Source organism: Enterococcus sp. DA9, from assembly GCF_008000875.1.
GTDB classification, from domain to species: domain Bacteria; phylum Bacillota; class Bacilli; order Lactobacillales; family Enterococcaceae; genus Enterococcus_B; species Enterococcus_B lactis.
Window position 1 is genome coordinate 2,130,415 of sequence record NZ_CP042839.1, and the last position, 25,546, is coordinate 2,155,960.

A 25,546-nucleotide genomic window follows, 5' to 3' on the forward strand; every position below is an offset into this window, starting at 1 on the left:
TGTTTACTGCTCCTTTCCTGCATCCATCATTTCCATAAATTCATCAAATAAATGTAGTGCATCGTGCGGACCAGGAGCAGCATCTGGATGAAACTGCACACTGAAAGCGGGATAATCTCTGTGTTTGACTCCTTCTACTGTTCCGTCATTTACTTCTACATGGGTTACGATGAGTTTTTCTGAATCAATCGTGGCTTCATCGACTGCATAGCCATGATTTTGAGAAGTAAAATCAATTCTTCCGGTCGCTACTTCTCGTACCGGGTGATTTAATCCTCGATGTCCGAATTTCATTTTATAGGTATCTGCACCGTTGGCTAAAGCAAATAACTGGTGACCAAGACAAATACCAAAAATCGGTACTTTTCCTTGGATTTTTTTGATCATTTCGATTGCTTCTGGCACATCTTTTGGATCACCAGGTCCATTCGTCAGCATGACTCCGTCTGGTGATAACGCTAAAATCGTCTCGGCATCTGTGTTATAGGGAAGTACTGTGAGGTTACAGTTTCTTTTACTCAATTCTCGTAAAATACTATGTTTCAAGCCGAAGTCAATGACGATAACTTTCCGTCCTGTTCCTGGACTTGGATAAGGTTTGTTAGTGGAGACTTGCTGCACTTGATTGGTTGCTAGAACGGTTGCTTTCAGCTGATCAAATGCATGTTCGAAGGAATCTCCAGCATCAACGATACTTGCTTTCATCGTTCCGACTTCACGGATTTTACGAGTAAGGGCGCGCGTATCGATACCTGATATTCCAGGAATCCCTTTTTGTTTCAAAAATGAATCTAGCGTCATTTGGTTTCGCCAGTTTGAAGCTACACGCGCGTGCTCTTTTACTACTACTCCTTTGCATGTTGGAGAAATCGATTCATAATCATCTCTATTTACCCCATAATTGCCCACCATAGGATAGGTAAATGTAATGATTTGACCGTTGAAACTTTGATCGGTGATGGTTTCTTGATAACCAGTCATACTTGTTGTAAAAACGATTTCTCCGAAGACATTTGCATCCGCGCCAAAAGCTTTTCCTTCGAAAACTGTTCCATCTTCTAATATAAGCAAACGTTCCATATTTTTATTCTCCCTTCTGCCACACAAGTTTTCCGTTGACAAAAGTCATTTGTGTTTCACCTTTTACTTTCCAGCCGATAAAAGGTGTATTTTCCCCTTTTGATAAAAAGTCTTCTTTATCGATCGTGCAAGTTTTTGTAATATCAAAAATTGCTACATCAGCGGGTGCGCCGACTGTCAGCGTTCCTGCATTCAAACCAAAAATCTCAGCCGGTTTAACTGCCAGCCAATTGATTACTTGTTCCAATGTGAATTGTCCAGTTTCTACAAAATGAGTGTAGATCAGTTGGAATGCTGTTTCGCTTCCTACTATGCCAAATGGCGATTTCATGAAGCTTTGGCTTTTTTCTTCTAATCCATGTGGGGCATGATCTGTAGCGATACAATCGATCGTGCCGTCAAGCAAACCTTCGATCAAGGCTTCCCTGTCCTTCCGTCCTCTTAGCGGTGGATTCATTTTCCAAAAGCCGAAATCTTCGGGAATATCTTCATCGATCAAAATAAGATGATGGGGCGAAACTTCCGCTGTTACGTGGATTCCTGCTTTTTTTGCGTCTCTGATTACTCGGACACTCTCTTTAGTAGATACGTGGCACACATGGTAATGAACACCAGTTGCTTCAGCTAGCAACAGATCTCTGGCGATTTGAGAAGACTCGGTTACACTTAAGATCCCGGGAAGACCCAGTTCTTCTGCCTTCTTGCCAGCATGCATAACACCGCCAAATAATAAAGATTCGTCTTCTGTATGGGCTACTAGTGCTTTATTGTTTTTCGCAGCTTCTTTCATAGCCAGATACATCGTTCCAGCCGTTTGGACACCTACACCGTCATTTGTGAAAGCAAAAGCACCTTCTTCAATCAGTGCTTCTTGATCAACTAATTTCTCACTTCGCAGATTTTCTGTGATTGGCGCATACTGTAATACCTTCACAACTGCATCTTTTCTAATGATGTCATATACTTGTTTCAGCTTTTCTGCCTTATCAGGTACAGGATTTAAATTCGGCATCGCGCATACAGTAGTAAAACCACCACGTGCAGCTGAGCGAGTTCCAGCTTCGATCGTCTCCTTGTATGTAAATCCTGGCTCTCTCAAATGGACATGGACGTCCACTAAACCAGGTGTGATCAATTGTCCCTTTGCATCAAACACTTCATCAAATTCGGCTTCTGAGAATCCTGTACCGATTGCTTTGATTCGCCCATCTTCTATCCAAATTTCTGCTGGTGTCGTCATATTTTTTCGTGTATTGATCTGACCGTTTTTAATGAGTGTTTTCATTTTTCCATCCTCCTATAATTACGCTTTTCCATTTAGCACTGCTTCTAAGATTGCCATTCTGACAAAGACACCATTGCTCATTTGTTGAACGATTCGTGACTGTAATCCTTCCACTAATGAATCAGCTAATTCCACATCGCGGTTAACTGGTGCTGGGTGCATAATGATTGCATGTTTTTGCAGCTTCTTCGCACGTTCAACTGTTAAACCATATTCCTGATGGTAGCCTTCTTTTGAGAAGCTTTCTTTTCCATCATGGCGTTCGTGTTGCACTCGAAGCATCATCATGACATCAACTTGATCTAGTAGTTCGTCCAATGGCATATAATGTCCGTATACTTCGAATTCATCGTCGTACCATTCTCTAGGACCTGAGAAGAATACTTGTGCACCTAAGCGTTTCAACATCTGCATATTGGATTTCGCTACCCGAGAGTGGGTGATGTCCCCTACAATGGCAACTTTCAGTCCTTCAAAGTGTCCAAATTCTTCATAAATGGTCATCAAATCAAGCAAGCATTGGGTTGGATGCTGTCCGCTTCCGTCTCCCCCATTAATAATCGAGCACTGGATGGTTTTGCTTTGTATCAGTTCGTCATAATAGTTTTCATCACCATGACGGATGACCGCTACATCTACACCTAATGCAGACATCGTCAGTACTGTATCGTATAACGTTTCTCCTTTTTGGACAGAGCTTGTACTTGCTTCAAATTCAATCACTTCAAGCCCTAGTTTTTTCTCCGCTACATCAAAACTTTTATGTGTGCGGGTACTATTTTCGAAAAAGAGGTTTGTAGCAAAGTACTGGCGCTTTTGCGGAGTCCAATTAGCCCCTTGCTTGAATTCTTGCCCTCTGCGAATCAAGCCCATAACTTCTTGGTCAGTAAGTGCCTCAACGGTCAATAAATGCTTTAAACTGATACGTTCTGATTTGATGATCATAATGTTTCCTCCTTAGTTTTCTTCGCTTCGTGAAGTTTCTGGTAAGATAAGATTTAAAACGATGCCAAGTACAGTTGCTAACGCCATTGCCGACAATGTAAATGTGCCTACTTCAAAGACAAGTCCGCCAATTCCTACTACTAGTATAACTGAAGCAATCAACAGATTTTTCTTTTTGTCAAAATCGATTTTGTTCTCGATCAAAATCTTCATTCCGCTTGCTGCAATGACACCAAACAAGATAAAACTGATTCCTGAGATGACTGGTCCAGGGATACTTAAAATCAAAGCGCTTAATTTTCCTACGAATCCCAAAACGACTGCAAAAACTGCAGCTCCCCCAATCACAAACACGCTATGGACGCGTGTGATAGCCAGAACACCAATGTTTTCGCCGTAACTTGTTACAGGAGGTCCACCAACGAAGGCTGCTACGATTTGTGCTAAGCCATCACCTGTCAACGTCTTATGAAGACCCGGTTCTTCAAAGAAATTACGTTTAGTTAGTTTATTCAATACCATAAGATGGCCGATATGCTCTGTCATCGTCACAAAAGCGATGGGCGCCATTGTTGTGATTGCTCCAAGATATAGCTTTGGTTCATATTGTAAAAATGGAATCTCAAAGTTAGGAACAGCAAACCAGGCAGCGTCTACGATTGGCTTAGTATCCACGATTCCAAACAGCAAGGCTACGATGTACCCGCTAATAATACCTAGTAAAATCGGAATCAATCCGAGAAAACCTCTTAGCCACATGTTGAAGAAGATGGTCAATCCTAATGTGATCAGTGCTACGGCAATATACTTGAAATCATATGTGCCTTGATTATACATAGCATTTGTTGCTGCATTTGCCGCAAGTCCCAACCCGATAACCATGATGACTGGGCCGACGACGATCGGAGGCAAGATTTTATCTAGCCATGCTGAACCGATCTTTTTGATGATCAGCGCAACAATCAAGTAGACTAATCCAGTTGTGACTGCTCCTTGTGCAATCGCTGGATAACCATCTGTTTTCATCAAAAGCTGCATCGCTGCAATGAAAGCGAAGCTGCTTCCTAAGTACGCAGGTATCTTTCCTTTAGTAGTAAATAAGTACACCAATGTACCTAGTCCTGAACTGACTAGTGCGATACCTGGATCGATCCCTACTAAGATAGGTACTAACACGGTTGCTCCGAACATCGTGAACAAGTGTTGTAAACTTAATCCAACCCAATGTCCTGGGGTTGGGCGATCGTGGATATCTAACACCACGTCATCATTATGAAATCCTTTTTTCTCCGACATGTTTCTCTCTCCTCTAATCTTCCTCTTTCAAAATCATGATGCGATCTTGTCCATCAAGCTCTTGCATCTCTACTAAAATCTCTTCCGCCCGAGATGTTGGAATGTTCTTCCCAACATAATCTGCACGGATTGGCAATTCTCGATGCCCACGATCTACTAGGACTGCTAATGAAATTTTTCTTGGTCTGCCAAAATCCATTACTGCGTCCATTGCCGCTCGAATCGTTCGTCCTGTATACAAAACATCATCAATCAAAATAACTTCTTTTCCTTCTAAGGAAACTGGGATGTCAGAAGAATGAAGTTCCGGTTCTTCTGGATTTTCTTTTTGTCATCTCGGTATAAAGTGATATCTAGTTCTCCTACAGGAATATCGATATCTTCTAGCTGCTTCAGACGTTCAGCGATTCTTGATGCAATGTAGATTCCTCGTGTTTTGATACCTACCAATACGATATCTTGGATACTATGGTTTCTCTCGATAATCTCATAAGTAATTCGAGTCAATGCTCGCTTCATCGTTACCTGATCTACTACTTCTTTTGCTTGCATTTTCATTCCCCCTACTTTTTTGCATAAAAAAACTCCTGCCCTAAGAGGACAGGAGGAATGTTTAGACTGAGCGTATACTGATACACTGATAGCTATACTATGTCAATGAGCAATTTACTTTATGGCGCACCATACGTATCCTTGCTCCCACCCTTCTTAGCCTCACGGGACTAAACTTAAAGGAATTCTATTAAGTTTTATGCTTTCGTTGTTAATTACTATACCGTTATCTAAATTAAAATGCAATGTTTTTTCTTAATTTTTCTAAAGTTTTTTCAAAAACTTCTGGAAGAGGTGCTTCAAAGATCATCTTTTCGTTTGTAGTCGGGTGCGTAAAACCTAACATTTGCGCATGGAGAAACTGACCATTGCCTTTCAAAGTTTTCTTCGGTCCGTATACTGGATCTCCAGCTAACGGATAACCGATATACTTCATATGCACGCGGATCTGATGTGTTCTTCCAGTTTCCAGTTTTAATTCAACTAGAGTAAATCCTTCAAAACGTTCCAATACAGTAAAATGCGTGACAGCTGGCTTTCCATCTTCTCTTATCGCCTGCATTTTTCGGTTTTCTTTCGAACGGCCGATTGGCGCATTGATCGTGCCTTTTTCGTGAGGAATCTCTCCATGGACTAAAGCAACATATTTACGTAAAGAAGTCTTATCTTTTAATTGCTTAGCTAATGATTCATGTGCCTGGTCATTTTTGGCAACCATCAGCAAACCTGAAGTATCTTTGTCGATTCGGTGGACGATACCCGGTCGGATAACTCCGTTGATCGTAGAAAGATCCTTGACATGATACATCAGCGCATTGACCATTGTACCATGCGTATGACCTGCTGAAGGATGAACGACCATTCCTTGGGGTTTATTGATTACCGCGACATCTTCATCTTCGTAAACAATGGTCAACGGGATGTTCTCTGGGACAACATCTAATGTTTCTGGTTCAGGGATCAAGACAGTGATCTCGTCTCCTTGTTTTACTTTGTAATTTGCTTTGACTGGTTCTCCATTGACAGAAACCGCACGTTCTTTCAGCCACAATTGAATTTGCGAACGGCTGTAATTACTGAATAGATTAGTCAATACTTTATCGATCCTACCAGATTCATGATAAATCGTTGTTTTAAGTTCTGTCATTTTTTTCTTTGATCCTTTTCATCTAAAATAATATAAATTAATATACAGATCACTCCGCATACAAGTGTCACATCTGCTACATTGAAAATTGGAAAGTTCATAAAGTCTGTTTGAAACATATCTACTACATAGCCAAGTCGGAGACGATCAATAAAGTTACCTATCGCACCAGCTAGAATCAGGCTCAATCCAATCATGAACCAGCGATTACCTTTTTCACGATTTTTAATCATCAATGTGAGAATCACAACGACTGCAATGAGTGTCACTATAGTAAAGAACCACATCTTCCCTTCTAGCATACTCCATGCGGCTCCAGTGTTTCGAATATGATTCAGTGACAATATACCTGGTATAAGACTTTTCGTCTCTCCAAGCGCTAAATTATCAGTGATCCACCATTTGACCAGCTGATCCACTCCCACTAGCAGAGCGCTGAATATCCAATAAATAATTAACAAAAAATCAATCCTTTTCTATTTGTTTATAAATATCGCGAGGTCGTATGATCCCAAGCAGATTACCATCGGGATTACCATCTTTAGTGATAAGTACGGCTTCCAAAGTTCCTTGCTCACGAAACATCGCTTCAACCTCGTAAATATGTGTTTTAGCTGGAACAAAATGATAATTTGTGTACTTCCCATTTTGGATAATCAAATCCAATGCTCGTTTATTTGTTAAATCAACAGGACCTTTTTGGCTTTCTTTTGCTAGCCAAAATCCGATATTCCGTAAAGTAATCAATGCTACAAATTTTCCTTTATTATATAACGGAAACTGTGAATACCTTTTTTCTGCTACTATCTTTAACAGTTCAAGTAGCGGAAGATCTTGCTCAAAACCGGTTACACGTTTTGCAAATCGAGGTAGTACGGTTTCTGGGCGTATCAGTTCTTGTTCGATCAGCTGGATTCGCTTGACTGTCCAATCATTTGGTTCTGCAATGACAAAATCGACGGCGATTCGGTCATGGACGATTGCATTCCTTAACTGAGCAAGCTGTAAAAGATCATCTTCATATTTTCTGATCATCAATTGTTTTCTTTGAGCTAGGCGTCTGACAAGTTCGGTAAATCCCATGTTTCGTGCATTTCCCATCTCGTCTCTCATCCATTTTTCGATTCGATTGAAACTGATTAAAAAAAGATCAGAGTTTGCCATAATTTTCCTCCTTGATCAAATATGCCCGGTTTTTTATATAGAAAAAGAACGCAAACATCACGACAACTGCAAAAAAACTGAAAAATAGATTTTGTAGGAAAACGGCCCCCAACCCAGTTGCCAGAAATAAGAACGGGTAGATTTGAAGAATCAAACTATTCATTGTGATCACATAAACAGGCTTTGCTTCTTTCACTGTATAAACGGGGCTTTTTAGCCAATAAAAGGTGACCTGCATCGTAAAGGGAACTTCCAGATCAAGCGTTATCTTTTGTTCATGATTGAGAAAACTGCGTTTTTCATTATTGATTCTTAATTGAATCGAGCTGCCCATACCGTAAAAACCGGTTTTTCTTATAAATGTCGTTTTCATCGTACCCTCCTATTATGCTTTAGTATAGCTCAAAATACAATAAAGAAAAAGAATGATCCTAGTGCAAACACAATTAATCTCTTGACACCTTCAAAAAAAGAAGCTGTAGTCAAAATACAGCTCCTCTTATGTTTAATGAAAGTCATTTAGTATACGGTAGATTATAATCAAGCTTAAAACAAACCAAATACTTCTCCGTCGTTTGTCACGTCCATATTTAATGCAGCAGGTTTTTTAGGTAAACCAGGCATCGTCATAACATCCCCAGTTAAGGCTACTAAAAATCCTGCCCCTACTTTTGGGATGATTTCTCGGATGGTGATGGTGAAATCTTCAGGTGCGCCTAGCAATGAAGGATCATCAGAGAATGAATATTGGGTTTTCGCCATACAAATCGGCAAATTATCCCATCCATTTTTCGTAAATTCTTCTATTTGTTTTTGCGCCTTTTTACTAAAAACAACACCATTTCCTCCGTAGATTTTCTTGACGATTGTTTCAGTCTTTTCTTGTATCGTTTCTTCTAGGAGATACAATGGCTTGTAATCAGCTTCTTTTCTATCAATCAATCGTACCACAGCTTCTGCTAAATCAACGCCACCTTCTGCTCCATTTGCCCATACACTTGCTCTTTTAGCAAGGATTCCCTGATCTTCGCACAAGTGCTCCAGCAGTGTAAGTTCACTATCTGTATCTGTTACGAATTCATTGATTGCAACGATCACAGGGAGTTGGTATTGTTCCATGTTACGTATATGACGTTTTAAATTTGCAAAACCTATTTTCAAAGCGTCAAGATTCTCATTTTTAAGTTCATCTTTTTTCATTCCGCCATGCATTTTCAATGCGCGGATTGTTGCGACGATCACCACTGCATCCGGCGCTTTTTTCAAGTTAGGTACTTTGATATCTAAAAATTTCTCTCCGCCAAGATCTGCACCAAATCCTGCCTCTGTGACAACGTAATCTGCTAATCTCAATGCTGTCTTGGTAGCTAAAATACTATTGCAGCCATGGGCGATATTGGCAAACGGTCCCCCGTGGACAAAAGCTGGTGTTCCGTAAATTGTTTGTACAAGATTCGGCTTGATGGCATCTTTCAGCAGTAATGCCAGAGCGCCTTCTGCTTTCAAGTCTCCAGCAGTCACAGGCTGACGGTCAAATGTATAGCCGAGAACGATTCTTGCAAGACGAGCCTTTAAATCTTCGAGGTCTGCCGCAAGACACAAGATAGCCATGATTTCGCTAGCAACTGTGATATCAAACCCATCTTCTCTTGGGACACCTTGGATTGGCCCACCCAAGCCAACGATTACTTTACGCAGTTCACGATCATTGAGATCAACTACCCGTTTCCAAATCACTCGGCGAGCATCGATGTTCAATTCATTTCCTTGATGAATATGATTATCTAAAAGAGCAGATAATGCATTATTAGCTGTTGTGATAGCATGCATGTCACCAGTAAAATGCAAGTTGATATCTTCCATAGGCAATACCTGTGCATATCCTCCGCCTGCAGCACCACCTTTGATTCCCATCACAGGACCAAGTGAGGGTTCTCGCAATGCAATAACAGATTTTTTATTGATTTTATTGAGCGCGTCTCCTAACCCTACAGTGATTGTTGACTTTCCTTCGCCAGCTGGTGTTGGATTGATGGAAGTAACTAAGATCAAATGCCCTTCAGCGTTATCCTTTGAGCGATTGATTCCAGAAAAATTGATTTTCGCCTTATATTTCCCATACAGTTCCAAATCGTCTTCCTTAAGATCTAATTTACTAGCTACTTCAATAATCGGTTCTAGATCTGTTTCTTGTGAAATTTGCAGATCACTCTTCATTTGATTACCCCTTTTCACGAACTTTATTTAAAAAAATACCTTCTTTGTTAAGATATGCCAATTATACCTTGTTTTATTCAGAAAAAAAACATTAAATTACGGGTTTTTAATTTATTTGACGTACTTATAAATACTCTTTATAATGAAGGCTATGATCAGACTTTAGAAAGGTCGTGAGTGCTTTGACCACAGGAATTGTAAAATGGTTTGACAACAAAAAAGGATACGGCTTTATCAGTTATGATGACACAGAAGAAATTTTTGTACATTTTACTGCGATTGAAGAAGAGGGATTCAAAACTTTGGAAGAAAATCAAGTGGTCGAATTTGAGATCATCGAGGGGAATCGAGGAACACAAGCTGCCCATGTCAAGAAAGGCAGTGTTCACACTTCCGAATCCAGTATACATTGATTTAGATAATCAAATAGAGTGAGACGTTTAACGGGTTGATCCGTACGTCTCACTCTTTTCTTTTCCTACAAAGATTCATTTCTTCAGGGCCTATTTTTTAAAATTAACTTTTTCTATTTTTCGTATATGGGGTATTATTTCTTTGCTGTTGAGAAGATGGTCCTACTTTAGGCCCACTTTTTTCAAGATGATCAAAAAGAACCACTTGATCTTTTTTTCGCATCATAAAAACAGATGGGGCTTTCTCATTTTGCAATGTCATTTGTACTCCTGTATTAGTCGGTGTCAAAGATCGAATCTGTCCGACAGTTATTTCCCGGTCTTTCCAAAAAGCAGCATAGCGTATGATTACCGAGTTGGATTTTAAAATAAAAGAACGCCGCCATCCTAGAAATAGAAAAACAAGAAAAACACCTAAAACAATATTGCTTTTCCAATACGGACCTGTGTTTTCTAAAGAAAGAATCAGACTAAAAAACAGAATGATCAAGGTCAATGACCAATAGATGATCGTATGTGCCAATTCAGGCTGCCATCGAATATTTTTTTTCATTCTCTAACCTCTCACCGATTCAGTAATGATATAATCTTACCATAACATTAATTTGAACAAAAAGGAGAATCTCTTTTTATGTTAAAAGTATACATTGATGCCTCTACAAAAGGCAACCCTGGACCTAGCGGAGGAGGGATCTTGATTGTCTATCAAGGTAAACAAGAACAGCTATCTATTCCCCTTTCTGTAGGGACAAACCATCAAGCAGAGTTCGAAGTCTTTTTAAAAACTTTAGAATTTCTAAAGAATAAGGGTTTACAGAATGAAACGATTTTCTGTTTTTCAGACAGCAAAACACTGGTTTCTACAGTCGATAAAAACACAACGAAAAACGAGCTTTTCCTTCCCTATCTCCAAAAAATCAAAGAACTTCTGCCCGACTTTTCCTTGTTAATCCTACAATGGTTGCCCGAAAACAAAAACAAAGGGGCAGATAACCTCGCACGACAAGCCCTACAAAAACAATTAAAAGAAAAATAGACTCTTCGAAGAAAAAACTTTAAAGAGTCTTTTTAGTATCTTGTCTTTAATACAAAAGATAATTGTGATCAAAAGTGATTTCCAAATGATAATCTCCGATTTTTTCTTCTATTTGAATACGTAAAATTCTTTCGAGTTCTGTATCATCAAATTGGAATTTTTCAGGAACAACTACGTCAAACTGCAATGTTTTCCCTTGATGGATGACTCTAAAATCATGTATATCGAGCCCTCTACCTGTTTCAAAAAGAATTTGCTTTAATTGATGCAAGATATTATAGTATTTTTCGTTATCAACAGGCATTGGGTCCAAGTGACAGACAAGTTCTACGTCTAAAGACTTTTTGAAGTCTTTTTCTATCAGGTCAATAATCTTATGTGCTTCATTCAAATTCATTGATTCATCTACTTCGATGTGGACTGATGCAAAGCGTTTATTGGGTCCATAGTTATGCACCAGCAAATCATGATAGCCAAGTATATCGTCGCAGGCATTCAAGTGTTCTTCCATTTCTTCAATCTCTGCTGACGTTGGGCGACTACCTAATAGCTCATATACAAAATTCCGAAGCATCGTTAAACCACTATAAAGGATATATAATGCTAAAGCAAAACCGATATATCCATCGATACGCCATCCAGTTACCCATTCGATTGCTGCTGAAAGCAATACAGCCAGTGTAGTAAAGACATCATTATAACTATCTGTTGCTGTAGCTCTCAATGTTTCAGAATCAATGGATCGTGCAATAACCTGGTACATTTTTCCTTGTGCAAATTTCAAAAAGATGGAAATGATCAGGACAAAAAAGACGATGGGTGCTAAAGAGACATTTTCTGGATGGATGATTTTTTCAACGGATGACTCTAAAAATTGAAATCCTACATAAGTAATGATGATCGAAACAAATAACCCACTGATATATTCGAAACGTTCATGTCCATAAGGATGTTCCTGATCCGCTGGCTTTGCAGCAATTTTAAATCCAATCAAAGTCAATATAGATGAAGCAGTGTCTGATAGACTATTCACTGCATCAGCCATAATGGAGACACTCCCTGAAAAAAGCCCGATCATTAGCTTAGAGACAAACAAGATTAGATTCGTAACCAATCCTAATATGCCAGCTAGTACTCCTTTTTTTGTCCGCTGTTGCGGTATTTGTTTCTTTTTTTCTTCTTGTTTCTTAACCAAGTTTTTTACCCCTTCTAGTTTGCTTGTTGCTCAGGTAAAAAGATGGAGAGGACAATTCTTTTCCTCTCCTCTCTTCCTTTTTCCATCTATCATGCGTCCTACTATTCATTCAAAGATGGCCGTTATTCTGGTTTTAATGGCGTTGCTGCAAATAACGCTTTTGCTAGTAATGGTGTTATGATTCCCGCTCCTATTGCTTCAGGTATCCCATTGATTGCTGCAACTCCTGCTAAGGTTTTAAATAAAAGAGCAGAATCTACACCATAGGCATCTGCCGTTGCACCTGTATAAAATAATCCCATGAATCCTAACACTAAGACTGTATTGACCAATGAACCTAATACCCCTGCAAAGACCGAGCTGATCGTTATTGATTTATTTTTTTGATAAATCCAGTGGAAAACCAAACCAGCTACTAAGCCAACAAGCACTCTGGGAACTACCGAAATAATCGGGTTCGTGAATACCAATGTATCAAATGGCGTTGTCGGCATGGCGTAGGCACGGACAATTGTAGCAATTCCCCAAAACAGGCCAATTACCATCCCATCTTTTGGACCCAATACTACTGCGGCAATAATTACTGTAATATGAATAATCGTTAAACTAATGAACCCTAATGGAATAAAGCCAAGCCAAGGTACCATAGCTTGTACGATGATGATTGCTAATAAGATAGCACGTAAGACTAGTCGAAAGGTTTTATTTCTGCTATTCATTTTTTCACCCCTTTTATTTATACTAATCGTAAAAATTTCTGTCACTTTCGTCAACTAAAGACCATCCGAAATCGACCATTTGATTAGATGCGCTCTTCTATTCCATCGAAAAAAGTATGAGGGCAAGACTATTTGTCTTCGCCCCCATGATCGTGTTTCGTTCAATGATTGAACAGTTGTTTTTTTCTATCAAACATAAACGGTCTATTGTTGCGCAAGCCATTCTTTCGCAGCTTTAAGTGCATCTGGAATACCAGCAGGATTTTTCCCACCAGCTTGTGCCATATCTGGACGTCCACCACCGCCACCGCCTACTTTCGGTGCGATTGCTTTAATCAAGTCGCCAGCTTTTAGTCCAGCTTCATTTGATTCTTTCGTCATTGCCGCTAGCAGACTGACTTTTCCTTCTTGTTCGTTTGCTAAAACAAGAATGTCTGAAATATTTTTTTGTTTCCATTGGTCAGCTAATTGACGCAGCTGATTCATGTCTTTCACTTTTACTTGTGCTGCAATGATTGTTTTTCCATTGATCCTTTCTGGATTCTTGAATACATCACCGGCTTGTTGATTCGCTAACTTGCTAGCTAATTGTTCATTTTCCTTTTGTAGCTCTCTTACTTGCTGTTGCAATTGTTCCGCTTTTGAAACAACTTCCTTCAATTGAGGTGATTTAACAATTGTTGCTACTTGTTTTAGTTGTTTTTCTTCTTCTTCAAGTAGTTCATACGCTTCTTTGCTTGTTACAGCCTCGATTCGTCGCACGCCTGCACCAATTCCTGATTCAGAAACGATTTTGAAGATTCCGATGTTTTCTGTGTTTGCTACATGTGTGCCTCCGCACAGTTCGATTGACCAACCGCCAATATTGACTACGCGAACGTCATGTCCGTATTTTTCACCAAACAAAGCCATTGCACCCATATTTTTGGCTGTATCGATATCTGTTTCAATTGTTTCAACTGGGATAGCTTCCCAGATTTTTTCGTTGACGATTCTTTCCATTTCAGCTAATTCATCTGAAGTGATTTGACCAAAATGGGTAAAGTCGAATCGTAAATGTCCAGGAGCGACTAAAGAACCAGCTTGATTTGCATGCTCGCCAAGTACTTCTTTCAATGCTTTGTGCAGTAAATGGGTTGCTGTATGGTTTTTGATGATACGGTTGCGCATCGATTGATCGATCAATAGATGATAAGTTTGTCCTTCGCTCATTGGTGCTTTTACTTCTACTGTGTGCATAAATTGACCATTAGGCGCTTTTTGAACATCTGTAACAACTGCAACGATTTCTCCTGCTTCATCCATGATCCAACCTTGGTCTGCTACTTGGCCACCCATTTCTGCATAAAAAGGTGTTTGGTCAAAGATCATTTGAGCTTCACCTTCTGCGATTTCATTCAGAAGAGATTCGCCTTTTACGATGACCAATAATTGACTATCTGATTCTTGCTCCGTGTATCCGATGAATTTACTTTCTACTTTGATATCTGTCAATAAAGCAGATTGTACACCCATTGATTTTTCTGTACTACGGGCAGAGCGAGCACGTTCACGTTGTGCGTCCATTTCTTTTTCAAAACCAGCATGATCAACTTTCAGTCCTTCATCTTCTGCCACTTCTTCCGTTAATTCTACTGGGAAGCCATATGTGTCGTATAATTTGAAGATGTCTTTTCCTGATAGAGTCGTACCGTTTTCGTTTTTCACTTCTTGGATCACTTGATTCAAGATTTCCAATCCTTCATTGATTGTTTCATTGAAACGTTCTTCTTCTGTACGGATAACTTTTTCAATAAATTCTTTTTGTTGAAGTACTTCAGGATAATAACTTACCATGATTTCCCCAACGACAGGGACTAAACGATATAAGAATGCTTGTTCAATACCTAATTTTTTCCCATGCATGACCGCGCGACGAAGCAAACGGCGTAAGACATACCCTCTTCCTTCATTCGATGGTAATGCACCATCGCCAATAGCAAATGAAAGGGCCCGAATATGATCTGCGATTACTTTGTAAGAGATATCTGTTACTGGGTTTTCACCATATTTTACTTGTTTGCTTAGCTTTTCTACGGCGTGGATAATAGGCATAAACAAATCTGTCTCAAAGTTCGTGGGCGCATCTTGAACGATTGAGACCATACGTTCCAATCCCATGCCCGTATCAATGTTTTTATGAGGAAGTGGTTCAAATGTATTATCAGGTTTATGGTTGAATTCTGAAAATACCAAGTTCCAGATTTCTAAATAACGTTCATTTTCTCCTCCTGGATAGTTTTCAGGATCATCTTCTGCTAAATCGTTATAAGCTTCTCCTCGGTCATAGAAAATTTCTGTATCTGGTCCACATGGGCCTGCACCGATATCCCAGAAGTTGTCTTCTACATCAATAATGTGATCTAACGGTAGACCGACTTCTTCATGCCAGATGCGTTTTGCTTCTGTATCTTTTGGATAAACTGTTACATAAAGTTTTTCTGGATCGAATGCCATCCATTTTGGATCAGTCAAAAATTCCCATGCCCAGTGGATGGCTTCATTTTTGAAATAGTCACCAATAGAAAAATTGCCCAGCATCTCAAACATCGTATGGTGACGTGCTGTTTTACCGACATTTTCGATATCATTTGTTCGAATAGACTTTTGGGCATTTGTGATTCTTGGATTTTCTGGTACAACTGAACCATCAAAATATTTTTTCAATGTTGCAACACCAGAGTTGATCCATAATAAGGTTGGATCGTTCACGGGGATCAAAGACGCACTAGGTTCAATTGTATGTCCTTTAGATTGGAAGAAATCAAGAAACATTTGTCGAACTTGTGCACTACTTAATTGTTTCATATCATTACCTGCTTTCTATAAATTAAATACAAAAAAACACCATTACAGCCAAGGACGAAAACTCGCGGTACCACCTTGATTGCAATGATGTGTAATCATTACCTCTTAAACTCGATAACGCTGAGCTGCGTCGGTATTTCTACCAAAATAGAAAAAGGGAGCAATTTGATTAGTGACTATTCTTTTTTCAGCCAAGAAAGAATTTTCTGTGAGTCTTAAAAAAACAAATCATGTCCTTTTCGTACTTTAATAAGTATACGCATTCTGTCAATCACTGTCAATATCTCAATTACCTATTTTTATTTCCTTTTGGTCATATTCCATATTTTTTGGTACGATAAGGATAAAGAAATCAATACATCTCTGTTATTCATGATAAGGAGGAATATGATGAAAAAAATAGTTGGCGCAGATGAATGGATCCGCGCAGCTAGCTGCTTTTTGAGATATCAAGTTTTTGTATTAGAACAAGGAATTCCTGCAGAACTAGAATTCGACGGAAAAGATATCCCGCAACAAAACTATTATCTATTTCTTGATAAAAAAAGACCAGTAGCCACATTGCGTTATGAAAAGAAAACACCTACTTGCTTCAAGCCAGAACGCTTTTGCGTAGCAAAAGAATACCGAGGAAAAGGGTTAGGCGGTCAGTTGCTTGAAGCTGCAGAAAAACGGGCGATGTCAGAAGGTTGTCAGACTAGTTATGTAGTAGCTGAAATGACGGCTGTAGATTTTTATGAAAAACAAGGGTATCATACTTGCACGAAACCTTTTATTGAAGATGAAGTACTTTGTATCGGAATGGAAAAAAGTCTCGCTTAAAAACAAGAGATTGTGACAAAAGGCGTGTCACAATCTCTTGTTTTTTATTTATGCGAATTTTTCTTATTTTTACGAGCAATACGACTTTGCTGTCTGCGTTCGATTTTGCGTTCTTTTTTATTTTTTTCTGCAATTGCCCAATCGATTTTTTTCTTATAACCAGGCTTGATCTTTTTCTTTTTCTTCTTCACAAGTCCAATCAGAGTTGGGTCTAATACATCCTTTGATTTTTCTCGTTTGGTACGTCTATTACGATCATATGTTTTAACGATTTCACCATTTTTGATTTCTTTCGGTTCAAATGAGACGCCTAATTTCTCGATCGCATCAATGGCTTGTTCATCGTTTGGTGAATACAACGTAATGGCCGTTCCTTTTAAACCATTACGTCCAGTACGTCCGACACGATGGATAAAGAAGTCCAGATCTTCCGGGATTTCTGCATTGATAACATGAGAAACACCTTCGATATCGATTCCTCTAGCAGCTAAATCAGTCGCTACAACATATTGATACTCCAGATTCTGTACTTGTCGCATCACTCGTTTTCTCTCTCTTGGTGTGATGTCCCCGTGAATCTTTGCTACTTTCAATCCTTGGTTTTTCAAATAATCAGCAATTTCATCCACATGCTGTTTTGTATTGGCAAATACGATTGCTAAATAAGGATGACCAATCGTCAGCAGTTGATAAATCATTTGATTCTCATCTTTACCTTTTGTTGAGATCAGCCAATTTTCGATATCTTCAGAAATAACTGCTTTCGGCTTGATTTCTTCAATGATTGGATTCTCCATATATTTTCGCAAGAATGGACGCAGTTTTTCTGGAATAGTGGCAGAAAAGACTAAGAACTGCAATTTTTCTGGTAACCGACTTGCAATTTGGTCTACTTCATTTAAAAAACCCATATCCAATGTCATATCCGCTTCATCAACAACAAATGCAAATGCTGTGTGAATCTTCAACGCTTGTTCATTCATCATGTCTAATATTCTACCTGGCGTGCCTACTACGACCTGTGGCTGCTGATGGTGCAGACGGTTTAACTGACGCTGTTTGTCTGTCCCCCCGACAAAATTCGAAACACGGATCTCCGGTGTAGAAAATTTAGCGATTTGTGTAGCTGCTTCATAAATTTGTGCAGCCAGTTCTCTACTTGGAGCTGTAATAACAACTTGTACTTCCTCTTTATCTGCATTGATTTTTTCAAACAACGGCAACAAAAACGTATGTGTTTTTCCTGTACCAGTTTGAGATTGCCCAATGATATTTTTTCCTTTTGCAATTAAAGGAATCAAACGTTCCTGGACCTCTGTGGGCTGTTTGAAGCCCTTTGCGGCTAACGCTTCATTGATAAATGGTTTGAAGCGAAATATATCAAAATTATTCATTCGTGCACCTCTTCTCTTTAAATTATCACGACTTTGGCATTATAACATAGACAAAGTATTTTTGCTCAGCTAATTTCGAGAATCATCATCCTTTGTTTGAGCAATCGTGCTAACGGTATATGTGTGACTAGCTTTTTCATAAAACAGAATCCGTTTTTTTCTCAAAAATGATAGCAAGATATTTAAAATAAAAATACCTTGCAGTAGCAAGACACCGAGAGAAATGAATACTGCACTCATCTGCAACACCGTATTCGTTGTCGAATTCATGATTTGCTGAAGCAACTGCCCCAACCAGCTTAAACCATAAAAAAGAAAATATAGATACCCATAGCGGATGATCAATGCTTTCAAAGAAATTCGCTCGCGGTCTTGCTCCACCAAGCGGATGCGTACAACTTTTTTCCCAAGTGTCCATCCATTGGTTATAAACGGTACAATCATAAAGTATAGCCCTACTTCCAATAAAAGCCACCAGATATGAGAAGTAACTGTCCCTGAATCGAACGCAAGTTTAAAGAAAATCGCTGCGATAAAATTGACAATAGATAAGAATGTCCAGTCGATCAAATAAGCGACCAAACGTCGTGTCAACGAGACAGTTTTTCCTTTTTCATAAGAAAGTTCATCCATCCGTCTTCTCGTAGGAAGCATAAATGTAAATAACGGCGTAACAACAAAACCAATGATTCCACCCAATGTATTTGTCACTAAATCATTCACATCAAATAAGCGGTATGGTCTTGGGTAGATAAAATAAAGGCCACTTAGCTGCGTCAGCTCAAAAAATAGTGATAGACAGAAACTAGCAATCATCGTTTTCATAAAGGAAAGCCGGAAATAATATCTTAAATAAATGCCAAATGGTATGAGTAATAAAACATTAAAAGCTGGTTCCAAAAACACACTCTGCTTCATCGCCGGCAGATAGGTACTAGGTTCAGATAATACCAATACCGTGTTGTCTCTGAAATGTTGCCATGAAGCAAATAAATGCAGCTCCATCTTTGGTCCTGTCATTTGGGCAACCGTCTCCTTTGCCGGAAGTGGTAAGATTACCAGAAAGTATGCACACAATAAATAGAAAACAAAGGAATACAAAATAACTGCCCTTGTTACTAGAAATGTTCCATACTTTCGATATTCATAAATAAAAAAAACAGATGAAATCGCTAAGGCTAAAAATGGAAAAACAACCAGCGCAAAATGAATCGGTTCGATATAACTTGCCATGTGACTCCTCCTTGATTCTTTGTATCTCCCTTATCTTAGCAGTCCTTTGCTGTTTCAAGCAAGTAACGAGGCTATTATTTCTCATTTCTTTCAAAGTAAAGTAAGATAAACTCAAAGGGGGTGTCGAGATGCTGAATATGTACTTTGTTTTTGGCGTACCTATTTTTTTACTGTTCCTTTATGCAACAATTGCTTATGTAAGAAAAAGAACTACGATTCATTATTTAGGATTTATTCTCCTGATTATTTCAGGTTTCATGCTTGTCTTCAACCTTCAGACTTGGCAGCAAGCGCTTTTTGAAATGGATAAAATGACTCCACATGCTTTGTCTAAAATGATTGGCTACCCTGTCTATCTGATTTGGCTTCCCATTTTCATTTCTGGTTGCTTGGTTTTATTAAATATTTATCGCGGTGTACGCCGAATATTTCTCTTACGCAAAGCAAAATAACAGGCAGAAATCGGTTGAACCCGGTTTCTGCCTGTTTTCTCAATTCAAATGCATACCGATCCCTGGTCCTAGCGGTAGCTGGAATACATAATAGAGAATAAATAAAATGATCCATGTGATAGTTAGACTTACAGCATGTGGTAGCATTATGGAAATAATCGTTCCGACACCGGTTTTCTTTTGATATTTCGTGGCAAATGTAACGATCAAAGCAAAATACGGCATCAGTGGCGTGATAATATTGACAGGAGAATCAGCTACTCGATAAGCAGCCAAAACAGCTTCTGGAGCTACTCCCAACTGATAGAGTAATGGAACAAATATTGGGGTTAAAATAGCAAATTTTGGTATCGCTCCCACTAAAATAAAATCAAGAATAAGTGCTAGTGCTAAGAAACTAAGTAACAAGGCTAAGCTGCTCAAATTCATATCTTCAATAATCGTGGCTGAATTGACTGCCCAAACAGTACCTAAATTAGTAAAATTGAAATATGAAATGAATTGGCTAATGATTAACAATAAGAAAATCATCCCGCCTAAGTTGCTGAATACTTTAATAATCGGATTTACTACATCCAAACTGGATTTGACTTTTCCAACTGCCTTTCCAAAACATATCCCTGGAATCAAAAATGAAATCAAGATCAAAGCGATTAAACTATCCATAAAAGGTGTAGAACCAATCAATTCATCAGTTTCAGGATGGCGAAGTGGGGCACCACTTGGTATCGTAATCAACAGCATAAATGCCAGTACCACTGTAAATCCCCAAAAAGCCCAATGTAAGCCTTTCGATTCATCGGTAATCTCATCGTTAGCAATCATTCCTTTTTCTTGGAAAGTTCCTAAGCGAGGTTCAATGAGTTTTTCGTTAATGATAGTGGAAACAATCACTACTAAGATGGTTGATGCAATCGAAAAATAAAAATTTGCCATTAAATCAACAGAATAGGATGGATTAATGATATGTACTGCATCATTTAATATTTCGGTAAGCATTCCATCCACTGGCGTAATAACTAAGTTGACACCAAATCCTCCTGAAACACCTGCAAAGGCCGCAGATAAACCTGCTAAAGGATGTCGCCCGACTTTATAAAATACTGCTGCACCTAATGGAATCAATACTAGATACCCAGCATCAGAGGCAATACTCGACATTACGCCAAGAAGTACTAGTACCGCTGTCAGACTAGATTTTGGTACTACCTTTACCAGCTTTCGAATCATCGCACCGATTAAGCCAACCTCTTCTGCAAATCCTACGCCTGCCATCGCCACTAAAGTGACTCCAAGAGCCTGAAAGCTCATCAAATTTGAGACGATCGAAGTCAACATAAAACGGATCCCTTCACCACTCAACAAACTTTTTACATGTGTAGTAGTAAGCTCTAGTGCTCCTGTTTCAGCATTAATAGCATCAAACGTAACGTGTTGACCCATTAGATAAAAAATATGAGACAGTACTCCTACAATAACGATCAAAATTAAGAATATAATAGCTGGATGGGGCACCTTGTTCCCTAGTTTTTCTACTGTATCTAACACTTTATCTAATCTAGAATGTTTTTCTTTTGGCATCTATTCTCCTCCTTTTTCAAACCAGATGAAAGAAAAACAAGCTTTTTCTATCATCTGGTTCATTTTTATTTTTAGAAGCTTCTTTACTTCAAGGAAATTGCCGTCTTATTCTCTGCAATCTTTCAAACTTTCATGAATATTCTTTTTTACTGAAGGATACAAACGTTACGAGTGTGAAAATAGTTACGACTGATTGGTAACGTTTTTTCTATGAATACGTTTATTTAACCAAACGGTAGATTGCTTCAGCGTAAATAGCTGTTGCTTTCAAGATATCTTCTACGTACATATATTCATTTGGCTGATGCATTACATTTTCTCTACCAGGAAATAAACTACCGTACGCACATCCTTTTTCCAAGATTCGTCCATACGTACCTCCACCAATTGTTTGTTCATAACCTTTTTCCCCAGTATGTTTTTCGTAAACAGACAATAATGTTTGGATGAATGGATCATCTCCTGAAACATAATGCGGAGTCTTGATATCTCCAATTATCGAAATTGATACTGATTCATTTTGAAGGACAGTCAGCAAGGATTCTTGAATTTTTTCTTTTGTAATCCCTTTTGGATGACGAATATTAAGAATGATCTTTTTCTCTCCTTCTTGCTGATAAATGAATACATTAGCACTTGAAGTCACTTTTCCCATCACGTCATCTTCATAATCGACCATTAACCGATGCCCATTAAAGTCTTCATGCAGATAATTGGCAATGACAGAAAGATAAGCAGATCCTGAGCTGTCTAATGGATATTGATGCAAAAAGTCGGCGAGATAAGTTCCCGCATTGATACCAAATTTTGGTTCTTGGGCATGTGCAGCTTTTCCATACAGAACGAAGGATGCTTCTCCTTCCTTATATTCAAAAGTCCCTTTCAATTTTTTGTCATCTAGATATTTTGTATATCCAGCTTCTAAAGAAGATAACTTTTCCAAATCAGGAATTTCCAAGACGGCTATTGCCTCGCTTGGTACCATATTTGCACGCAAACCAGAAGAGAATCTTTTCAGTTGCATTTTGTCTGCCTTTTCTTCCTTCAAAGAAAAACTCAGCTCGAAAGATAAAATCCCTTTTTCACCATTAATGATTGGGAAATTGGCATCTGGCGAAAATCCAAATGCTGGCATTTCTTCTTTTTCCATATAATGATGGATACCTATCCACTCACTCTCTTCATCTGTTCCGAAAATGAATCGAATTTTTTTCGATGTTGATAATTGCAGTTCTTTGATAATTTTCATCCCATAATAGGCAGCAATACAAGGACCTTTGTCATCACTTGAACCTCTTGCGAACAATTTCCCTTCTTTGACGATTGGTTCGAACGGATCAGTTGCCCACCCTTCTCCTGGCGGTACGACATCTACATGTCCTAAGATACCAAGTGCTTCTGCTGTTTCTTCCCCATATTCTATATGTCCGGCTAGATTATCAATGTTTTTAACTCTGAAGCCATCTCTTTCCCCAAATGACAGTACTTTTTTCAATGCTAAAGCAGGACCAGCACCTAGTGGATATTCATCTGTCTGATGTTCGATATCCCTTACACTATTGATGCGTAGCAATTCACTTAAATCCTCTAGCAACATCTCTTTTCTCTTTTGTGCTTCTTGCAACCAGTTTATTTCCATAAGATCCTCCTTGGTAGAAATGACTTAATTTCTTAACGGGTATTTATGGTCAAAAGTTTGTTTCCAATGAATTTCAAATCATTTTTTGCTATCTACGTTTCAAATAAAGGTAAAACGGGACACCAGCAAGTGTCAATGCAATCCCCATCGAAGCTAAAAAAGTTTGAGTGATAAGTGTGCTTGATACAATAAAGGTTCCTCCAATGATTGCTACTAATGGGATAAACGGATACATTGGAACTTTATATGGTCGAATCAGATCAGGTTCTTTTTTACGAAGAAGGATGACACCAACAAAGACCATCGTATAAAAAATCCAAATGACAAAGATCAGCATATCTGTTAGTGTATCAAAACCACCGACCATCATCATGCCAATAGCGATGACTAGCTCTAAGATACCCGCGGCTACAGGAACTTTAGTTTTATCATGAAGTTTAGCAAAAAGCTTGCTAAAAGGCAGGTTGTTTTCTTTTGCCATAACGTAAGGAAGACGCATTCCAGTAAGAGTATAGCCATTGATAGTTCCATAAACAGAAATCAAGATACCAACTGTGACTAGTCTTCCACCAAAGCCGCCAAAAATCATTTTTGCAACATCACTTGCCGCATTGCTGTTTCCTACGACTCCGTCGATAGACGCAGTTTTTAAGAAAACCGCATTTACTAATAAATAAACGATCATGATTCCGATGATTCCTAAAGAAATGGCTTTTGGCAAATCTTTCGCCGGCTTTTTCAATTCTCCCGAAATATTTCCTACGTGTATCCAACCGTCGTATGCGAACATCGTTGCTAGTAAGCCAGCTCCCAAAGCAGAGAAAAATGAAAGGTTTTCTCCTGCTTGGATCGGAAACAGTTGGAAGTCTACTCCTTCTTGTCTGAATAAACCAAAAATAACGATCACAAACAAAGGAATGAGTTTGCAGACAAGCGTAATCGACTGAAAAGCTCCTCCAGCTTTAGAACCTAAAAAATTGATCAGCATGATCGATACAGCAGCTGTAACAGCTACAGGAACAATCATCGACTGGGAAAGATCAAATAAATTGACGAACTGTGTACCGAAAATGATCGACAAGGCTGCTACATTTGCTGGAAAATAAATCACGACTTGAGCCCAGCCAAGTAAAAATGCTGCTGTATTTCCATAAATCCGTTCGATATATTTGATCATCCCGCCTGTTTCAGGAATAGCCGCTGCCAATTCAGCTCCTGTCAGTCCTGCACAAACAGAAATCACACCACCTAGAAACCAGGAAAACATATGCAAACTGACGGTACCTGTTACTTCTGCTACGCTTGCGGCTTTGAAAAACACCCCTGCACCGATCACTGTGCCCATAACAGTCGATAAAGCAGTGAAAAAACCCATCGTACGCTTCAATTCATTTTCCGTTTTTACTTCCTTTATTGGCGTGGCTTGATATTCTTCCATTACTTACCTCCTTACATACCATAGCCAAAAAGTATAGAAACCTTTTTGGCTATAGTTCTTGTTTTATACCGTCTCTGCTAATTTTTCTCTCAGTTTTTCCAACATATCCTTTGTCATTGCATCTAAATCGTATTTTGGTGAAAAGTCCCATTCCTCTTGCGCACAAGAAACATCTAGTGAGTTTGGCCAAGATTCTGCTATCGATTGACGCACAGGATCGACATCGTAATCCATTTCAAAATCTGGTATGATTTTTTGAATAGATGCTTTGATTTCTTCAGGCTCAAAAGACATTGCCGATATATTAAAGGCGTTTCGGTGAACTAGTCGATTAGGGTCTGCGTTCATGAGCTTTATAATGGCATCGATCGCATCTGGCATATACATCATATCCATTGATGTACCTTGATCAATAAAACTAGTGTACTTTCCTTCTTTGATTGCTGAATAATAAATATCGACTGCGTAGTCTGTCGTACCGCCTCCTGGCAAGGTCACATAAGAAATCAATCCAGGGAAACGGACACCACGAGTATCTACGCCATATTTCACATAATAATAATCACATAGTAGTTCTCCAGCTACCTTCGTTACCCCGTACATGGTTGTAGGGCGCTGAAGAGTGTCTTGTGGGGTATGATCTTTTGGAGTATTTGGACCAAACGCGCCGATTGAACTTGGCGTAAAAAATTTCAGCTGGAATTCTCTAGCGACTTCCAATGCATTGACCAGCCCAGTCATGTTCAAATCCCATGCTAACTGTGGTTTTGCTTCTGCAACAGCTGACAAAAGAGCAGCCAAATGGATCAATGTGTCCACTTGATATTGTTCTGCTATGCTGCGCATTTTTTCGTAATCCATTACATCTAGGATCTCAAAGATATCGTTTTTCCCAATGACTTCAGGCATGCGTATATCTGTCGCAATGACATTTTCACTGCCTAGTTCTTGACGTAGCCGCGTGATCAACTCTGAACCAATTTGTCCTAAACATCCTGTCACCAATACTTTTTTCATGATGATCCTCCCTGATCTTTTTTTACTACTATCTTCAGATGATTAACAATATATGCGTGAACATGTTCTCTAAT

Annotated in this window: 23 protein-coding genes and 1 pseudogene; 4 read left to right on the forward strand and 20 right to left on the reverse strand. The window is 38.9% G+C overall.

The window, feature by feature from the left end; all coding sequences use genetic code 11:
* Positions 1-3: 3 nt before the first annotated feature.
* From FTX43_RS11190 to FTX43_RS11235, 10 genes and pseudogenes are all read right to left on the reverse strand, one after another.
* A complete protein-coding gene (locus FTX43_RS11190) occupies positions 4-1,080 on the reverse strand; it encodes a carbamoyl phosphate synthase small subunit (RefSeq protein ID WP_002309321.1) in 1,077 nt (358 codons plus the stop codon).
* A 4-nt stretch (positions 1,081-1,084) separates the two neighbouring features.
* Positions 1,085-2,365 (reverse strand): dihydroorotase, encoded by a 1,281-nt coding sequence (locus tag FTX43_RS11195; protein ID WP_002313786.1) that lies wholly within the window; start codon positions 2,363-2,365, stop codon positions 1,085-1,087.
* 18 nt (positions 2,366-2,383) lie between these two features.
* Positions 2,384-3,310, reverse strand: coding sequence for an aspartate carbamoyltransferase catalytic subunit (locus tag FTX43_RS11200; protein ID WP_002309323.1), 927 nt, complete (start codon positions 3,308-3,310; stop codon positions 2,384-2,386).
* A 12-nt stretch (positions 3,311-3,322) separates the two neighbouring features.
* Positions 3,323-4,606 carry a solute carrier family 23 protein gene (locus FTX43_RS11205; protein WP_002309324.1) on the reverse strand — a complete coding sequence of 428 codons (1,284 nt, stop codon included), beginning with the start codon at positions 4,604-4,606 and terminating at the stop codon, positions 3,323-3,325.
* Between the two features lie 13 nt (positions 4,607-4,619).
* Positions 4,620-5,158 (reverse strand): annotated as a pseudogene (pyrR, locus tag FTX43_RS11210) (bifunctional pyr operon transcriptional regulator/uracil phosphoribosyltransferase PyrR).
* A 235-nt stretch (positions 5,159-5,393) separates the two neighbouring features.
* Entirely contained in the window at positions 5,394-6,305 is a 912-nt protein-coding gene (locus FTX43_RS11215) for an RluA family pseudouridine synthase (RefSeq protein WP_002309325.1), read from the reverse strand.
* Positions 6,302-6,766: a signal peptidase II gene (gene lspA / locus FTX43_RS11220; RefSeq protein WP_002309326.1), complete on the reverse strand. Its 465-nt coding sequence runs from the start codon at positions 6,764-6,766 to the stop codon at positions 6,302-6,304. The genes FTX43_RS11215 and lspA overlap by 4 nt, the downstream gene beginning before the upstream one ends.
* Before the next feature lie 4 nt (positions 6,767-6,770).
* Positions 6,771-7,469: a CBS domain-containing protein gene (locus tag FTX43_RS11225; protein WP_002309327.1), complete on the reverse strand. Its 699-nt coding sequence runs from the start codon at positions 7,467-7,469 to the stop codon at positions 6,771-6,773.
* Positions 7,456-7,842, reverse strand: coding sequence for a hypothetical protein (locus FTX43_RS11230; protein WP_002309328.1), 387 nt, complete (start codon positions 7,840-7,842; stop codon positions 7,456-7,458). Before FTX43_RS11230 ends, FTX43_RS11225 begins: the two co-directional genes overlap by 14 nt.
* Before the next feature lie 173 nt (positions 7,843-8,015).
* Complete coding sequence (locus FTX43_RS11235; protein WP_025478054.1) at positions 8,016-9,686, reverse strand: formate--tetrahydrofolate ligase; 1,671 nt, start codon at positions 9,684-9,686, stop codon at positions 8,016-8,018.
* 182 nt (positions 9,687-9,868) lie between these two features.
* On the opposite strand from FTX43_RS11235, the gene FTX43_RS11240 reads away from it, so the two are divergent.
* Entirely contained in the window at positions 9,869-10,099 is a 231-nt protein-coding gene (locus tag FTX43_RS11240) for a cold-shock protein (protein ID WP_002309330.1), read from the forward strand.
* A gap of 103 nt (positions 10,100-10,202) precedes the next feature.
* On the opposite strand, the gene FTX43_RS11245 is transcribed toward FTX43_RS11240, so the two are convergent.
* Positions 10,203-10,652: an EbsA family protein gene (locus tag FTX43_RS11245; RefSeq protein ID WP_002309331.1), complete on the reverse strand. Its 450-nt coding sequence runs from the start codon at positions 10,650-10,652 to the stop codon at positions 10,203-10,205.
* 78 nt (positions 10,653-10,730) lie between these two features.
* Here FTX43_RS11245 and FTX43_RS11250 point away from each other — a divergent pair, with 78 nt between their 5' ends.
* Positions 10,731-11,135 (forward strand): ribonuclease HI family protein, encoded by a 405-nt coding sequence (locus FTX43_RS11250; RefSeq protein ID WP_002309332.1) that lies wholly within the window; start codon positions 10,731-10,733, stop codon positions 11,133-11,135.
* A gap of 46 nt (positions 11,136-11,181) precedes the next feature.
* Here the strand turns inward: FTX43_RS11250 and FTX43_RS11255 are convergent, their stop codons facing one another.
* From FTX43_RS11255 to alaS, 3 genes are all read right to left on the reverse strand, one after another.
* A complete protein-coding gene (locus tag FTX43_RS11255; RefSeq protein ID WP_002309334.1) occupies positions 11,182-12,330 on the reverse strand; it encodes a cation diffusion facilitator family transporter in 1,149 nt (382 codons plus the stop codon).
* A 122-nt stretch (positions 12,331-12,452) separates the two neighbouring features.
* Positions 12,453-13,049: an ECF transporter S component gene (locus tag FTX43_RS11260; RefSeq protein WP_002309336.1), complete on the reverse strand. Its 597-nt coding sequence runs from the start codon at positions 13,047-13,049 to the stop codon at positions 12,453-12,455.
* A gap of 204 nt (positions 13,050-13,253) precedes the next feature.
* Positions 13,254-15,896, reverse strand: coding sequence for an alanine--tRNA ligase (gene alaS, locus FTX43_RS11265; protein ID WP_002313789.1), 2,643 nt, complete (start codon positions 15,894-15,896; stop codon positions 13,254-13,256).
* Between the two features lie 390 nt (positions 15,897-16,286).
* On the opposite strand from alaS, the gene FTX43_RS11270 reads away from it, so the two are divergent.
* Entirely contained in the window at positions 16,287-16,718 is a 432-nt protein-coding gene (locus tag FTX43_RS11270) for a GNAT family N-acetyltransferase (RefSeq protein WP_002309339.1), read from the forward strand.
* A gap of 44 nt (positions 16,719-16,762) precedes the next feature.
* On the opposite strand, the gene FTX43_RS11275 is transcribed toward FTX43_RS11270, so the two are convergent.
* Both FTX43_RS11275 and FTX43_RS11280 read right to left on the reverse strand, forming a co-directional pair.
* Entirely contained in the window at positions 16,763-18,112 is a 1,350-nt protein-coding gene (locus FTX43_RS11275) for a DEAD/DEAH box helicase (protein WP_002309341.1), read from the reverse strand.
* A gap of 69 nt (positions 18,113-18,181) precedes the next feature.
* Positions 18,182-19,345, reverse strand: coding sequence for a VanZ family protein (locus FTX43_RS11280; RefSeq protein WP_147607073.1), 1,164 nt, complete (start codon positions 19,343-19,345; stop codon positions 18,182-18,184).
* Between the two features lie 128 nt (positions 19,346-19,473).
* Between FTX43_RS11280 and FTX43_RS11285 the strand changes: the two genes are divergently transcribed.
* Positions 19,474-19,797 (forward strand): hypothetical protein, encoded by a 324-nt coding sequence (locus tag FTX43_RS11285; RefSeq protein WP_002309344.1) that lies wholly within the window; start codon positions 19,474-19,476, stop codon positions 19,795-19,797.
* Between the two features lie 39 nt (positions 19,798-19,836).
* Here the strand turns inward: FTX43_RS11285 and FTX43_RS11290 are convergent, their stop codons facing one another.
* From FTX43_RS11290 to FTX43_RS11305, 4 genes are all read right to left on the reverse strand, one after another.
* Positions 19,837-21,378 carry an AbgT family transporter gene (locus FTX43_RS11290; RefSeq protein ID WP_002344202.1) on the reverse strand — a complete coding sequence of 514 codons (1,542 nt, stop codon included), beginning with the start codon at positions 21,376-21,378 and terminating at the stop codon, positions 19,837-19,839.
* 220 nt (positions 21,379-21,598) lie between these two features.
* Entirely contained in the window at positions 21,599-23,017 is a 1,419-nt protein-coding gene (pepV, locus tag FTX43_RS11295) for a dipeptidase PepV (RefSeq protein WP_002348020.1), read from the reverse strand.
* Positions 23,018-23,105: 88 nt separating this feature from the next.
* A complete protein-coding gene (locus tag FTX43_RS11300; RefSeq protein ID WP_002309348.1) occupies positions 23,106-24,455 on the reverse strand; it encodes an APC family permease in 1,350 nt (449 codons plus the stop codon).
* Between the two features lie 63 nt (positions 24,456-24,518).
* Positions 24,519-25,472: an L-threonine 3-dehydrogenase gene (locus FTX43_RS11305; protein ID WP_147607074.1), complete on the reverse strand. Its 954-nt coding sequence runs from the start codon at positions 25,470-25,472 to the stop codon at positions 24,519-24,521.
* Positions 25,473-25,546 lie beyond the last annotated feature (74 nt).

Excerpts from the sequence above, each read along its gene's own strand:
- FTX43_RS11225 (WP_002309327.1), bottom strand. The coding sequence starts at position 7,469 with ATGGCAAACTCTGATCTTTTTTTAATCAGTTTCAATCGAATCGAAAAA.
- FTX43_RS11250 (WP_002309332.1), top strand. The coding sequence starts at position 10,731 with ATGTTAAAAGTATACATTGATGCCTCTACAAAAGGCAACCCTGGACCT.
- FTX43_RS11245 (WP_002309331.1), bottom strand. The coding sequence starts at position 10,652 with ATGAAAAAAAATATTCGATGGCAGCCTGAATTGGCACATACGATCATC.
- FTX43_RS11200 (WP_002309323.1), bottom strand. The coding sequence starts at position 3,310 with ATGATCATCAAATCAGAACGTATCAGTTTAAAGCATTTATTGACCGTT.
- FTX43_RS11190 (WP_002309321.1), bottom strand. The coding sequence starts at position 1,080 with ATGGAACGTTTGCTTATATTAGAAGATGGAACAGTTTTCGAAGGAAAA.
- FTX43_RS11235 (WP_025478054.1), bottom strand. The coding sequence starts at position 9,686 with ATGAAGAGTGATCTGCAAATTTCACAAGAAACAGATCTAGAACCGATT.
- FTX43_RS11270 (WP_002309339.1), top strand. The coding sequence starts at position 16,287 with ATGAAAAAAATAGTTGGCGCAGATGAATGGATCCGCGCAGCTAGCTGC.
- FTX43_RS11260 (WP_002309336.1), bottom strand. The coding sequence starts at position 13,049 with ATGAATAGCAGAAATAAAACCTTTCGACTAGTCTTACGTGCTATCTTA.
- alaS (WP_002313789.1), bottom strand. The coding sequence starts at position 15,896 with ATGAAACAATTAAGTAGTGCACAAGTTCGACAAATGTTTCTTGATTTC.
- FTX43_RS11215 (WP_002309325.1), bottom strand. The coding sequence starts at position 6,305 with ATGACAGAACTTAAAACAACGATTTATCATGAATCTGGTAGGATCGAT.
- FTX43_RS11205 (WP_002309324.1), bottom strand. The coding sequence starts at position 4,606 with ATGTCGGAGAAAAAAGGATTTCATAATGATGACGTGGTGTTAGATATC.
- FTX43_RS11280 (WP_147607073.1), bottom strand. The coding sequence starts at position 19,345 with ATGGCAAGTTATATCGAACCGATTCATTTTGCGCTGGTTGTTTTTCCA.
- FTX43_RS11290 (WP_002344202.1), bottom strand. The coding sequence starts at position 21,378 with ATGCCAAAAGAAAAACATTCTAGATTAGATAAAGTGTTAGATACAGTA.
- FTX43_RS11230 (WP_002309328.1), bottom strand. The coding sequence starts at position 7,842 with ATGAAAACGACATTTATAAGAAAAACCGGTTTTTACGGTATGGGCAGC.
- pepV (WP_002348020.1), bottom strand. The coding sequence starts at position 23,017 with ATGGAAATAAACTGGTTGCAAGAAGCACAAAAGAGAAAAGAGATGTTG.
- FTX43_RS11285 (WP_002309344.1), top strand. The coding sequence starts at position 19,474 with ATGCTGAATATGTACTTTGTTTTTGGCGTACCTATTTTTTTACTGTTC.
- FTX43_RS11300 (WP_002309348.1), bottom strand. The coding sequence starts at position 24,455 with ATGGAAGAATATCAAGCCACGCCAATAAAGGAAGTAAAAACGGAAAAT.
- FTX43_RS11305 (WP_147607074.1), bottom strand. The coding sequence starts at position 25,472 with ATGAAAAAAGTATTGGTGACAGGATGTTTAGGACAAATTGGTTCAGAG.
- FTX43_RS11275 (WP_002309341.1), bottom strand. The coding sequence starts at position 18,112 with ATGAATAATTTTGATATATTTCGCTTCAAACCATTTATCAATGAAGCG.
- FTX43_RS11195 (WP_002313786.1), bottom strand. The coding sequence starts at position 2,365 with ATGAAAACACTCATTAAAAACGGTCAGATCAATACACGAAAAAATATG.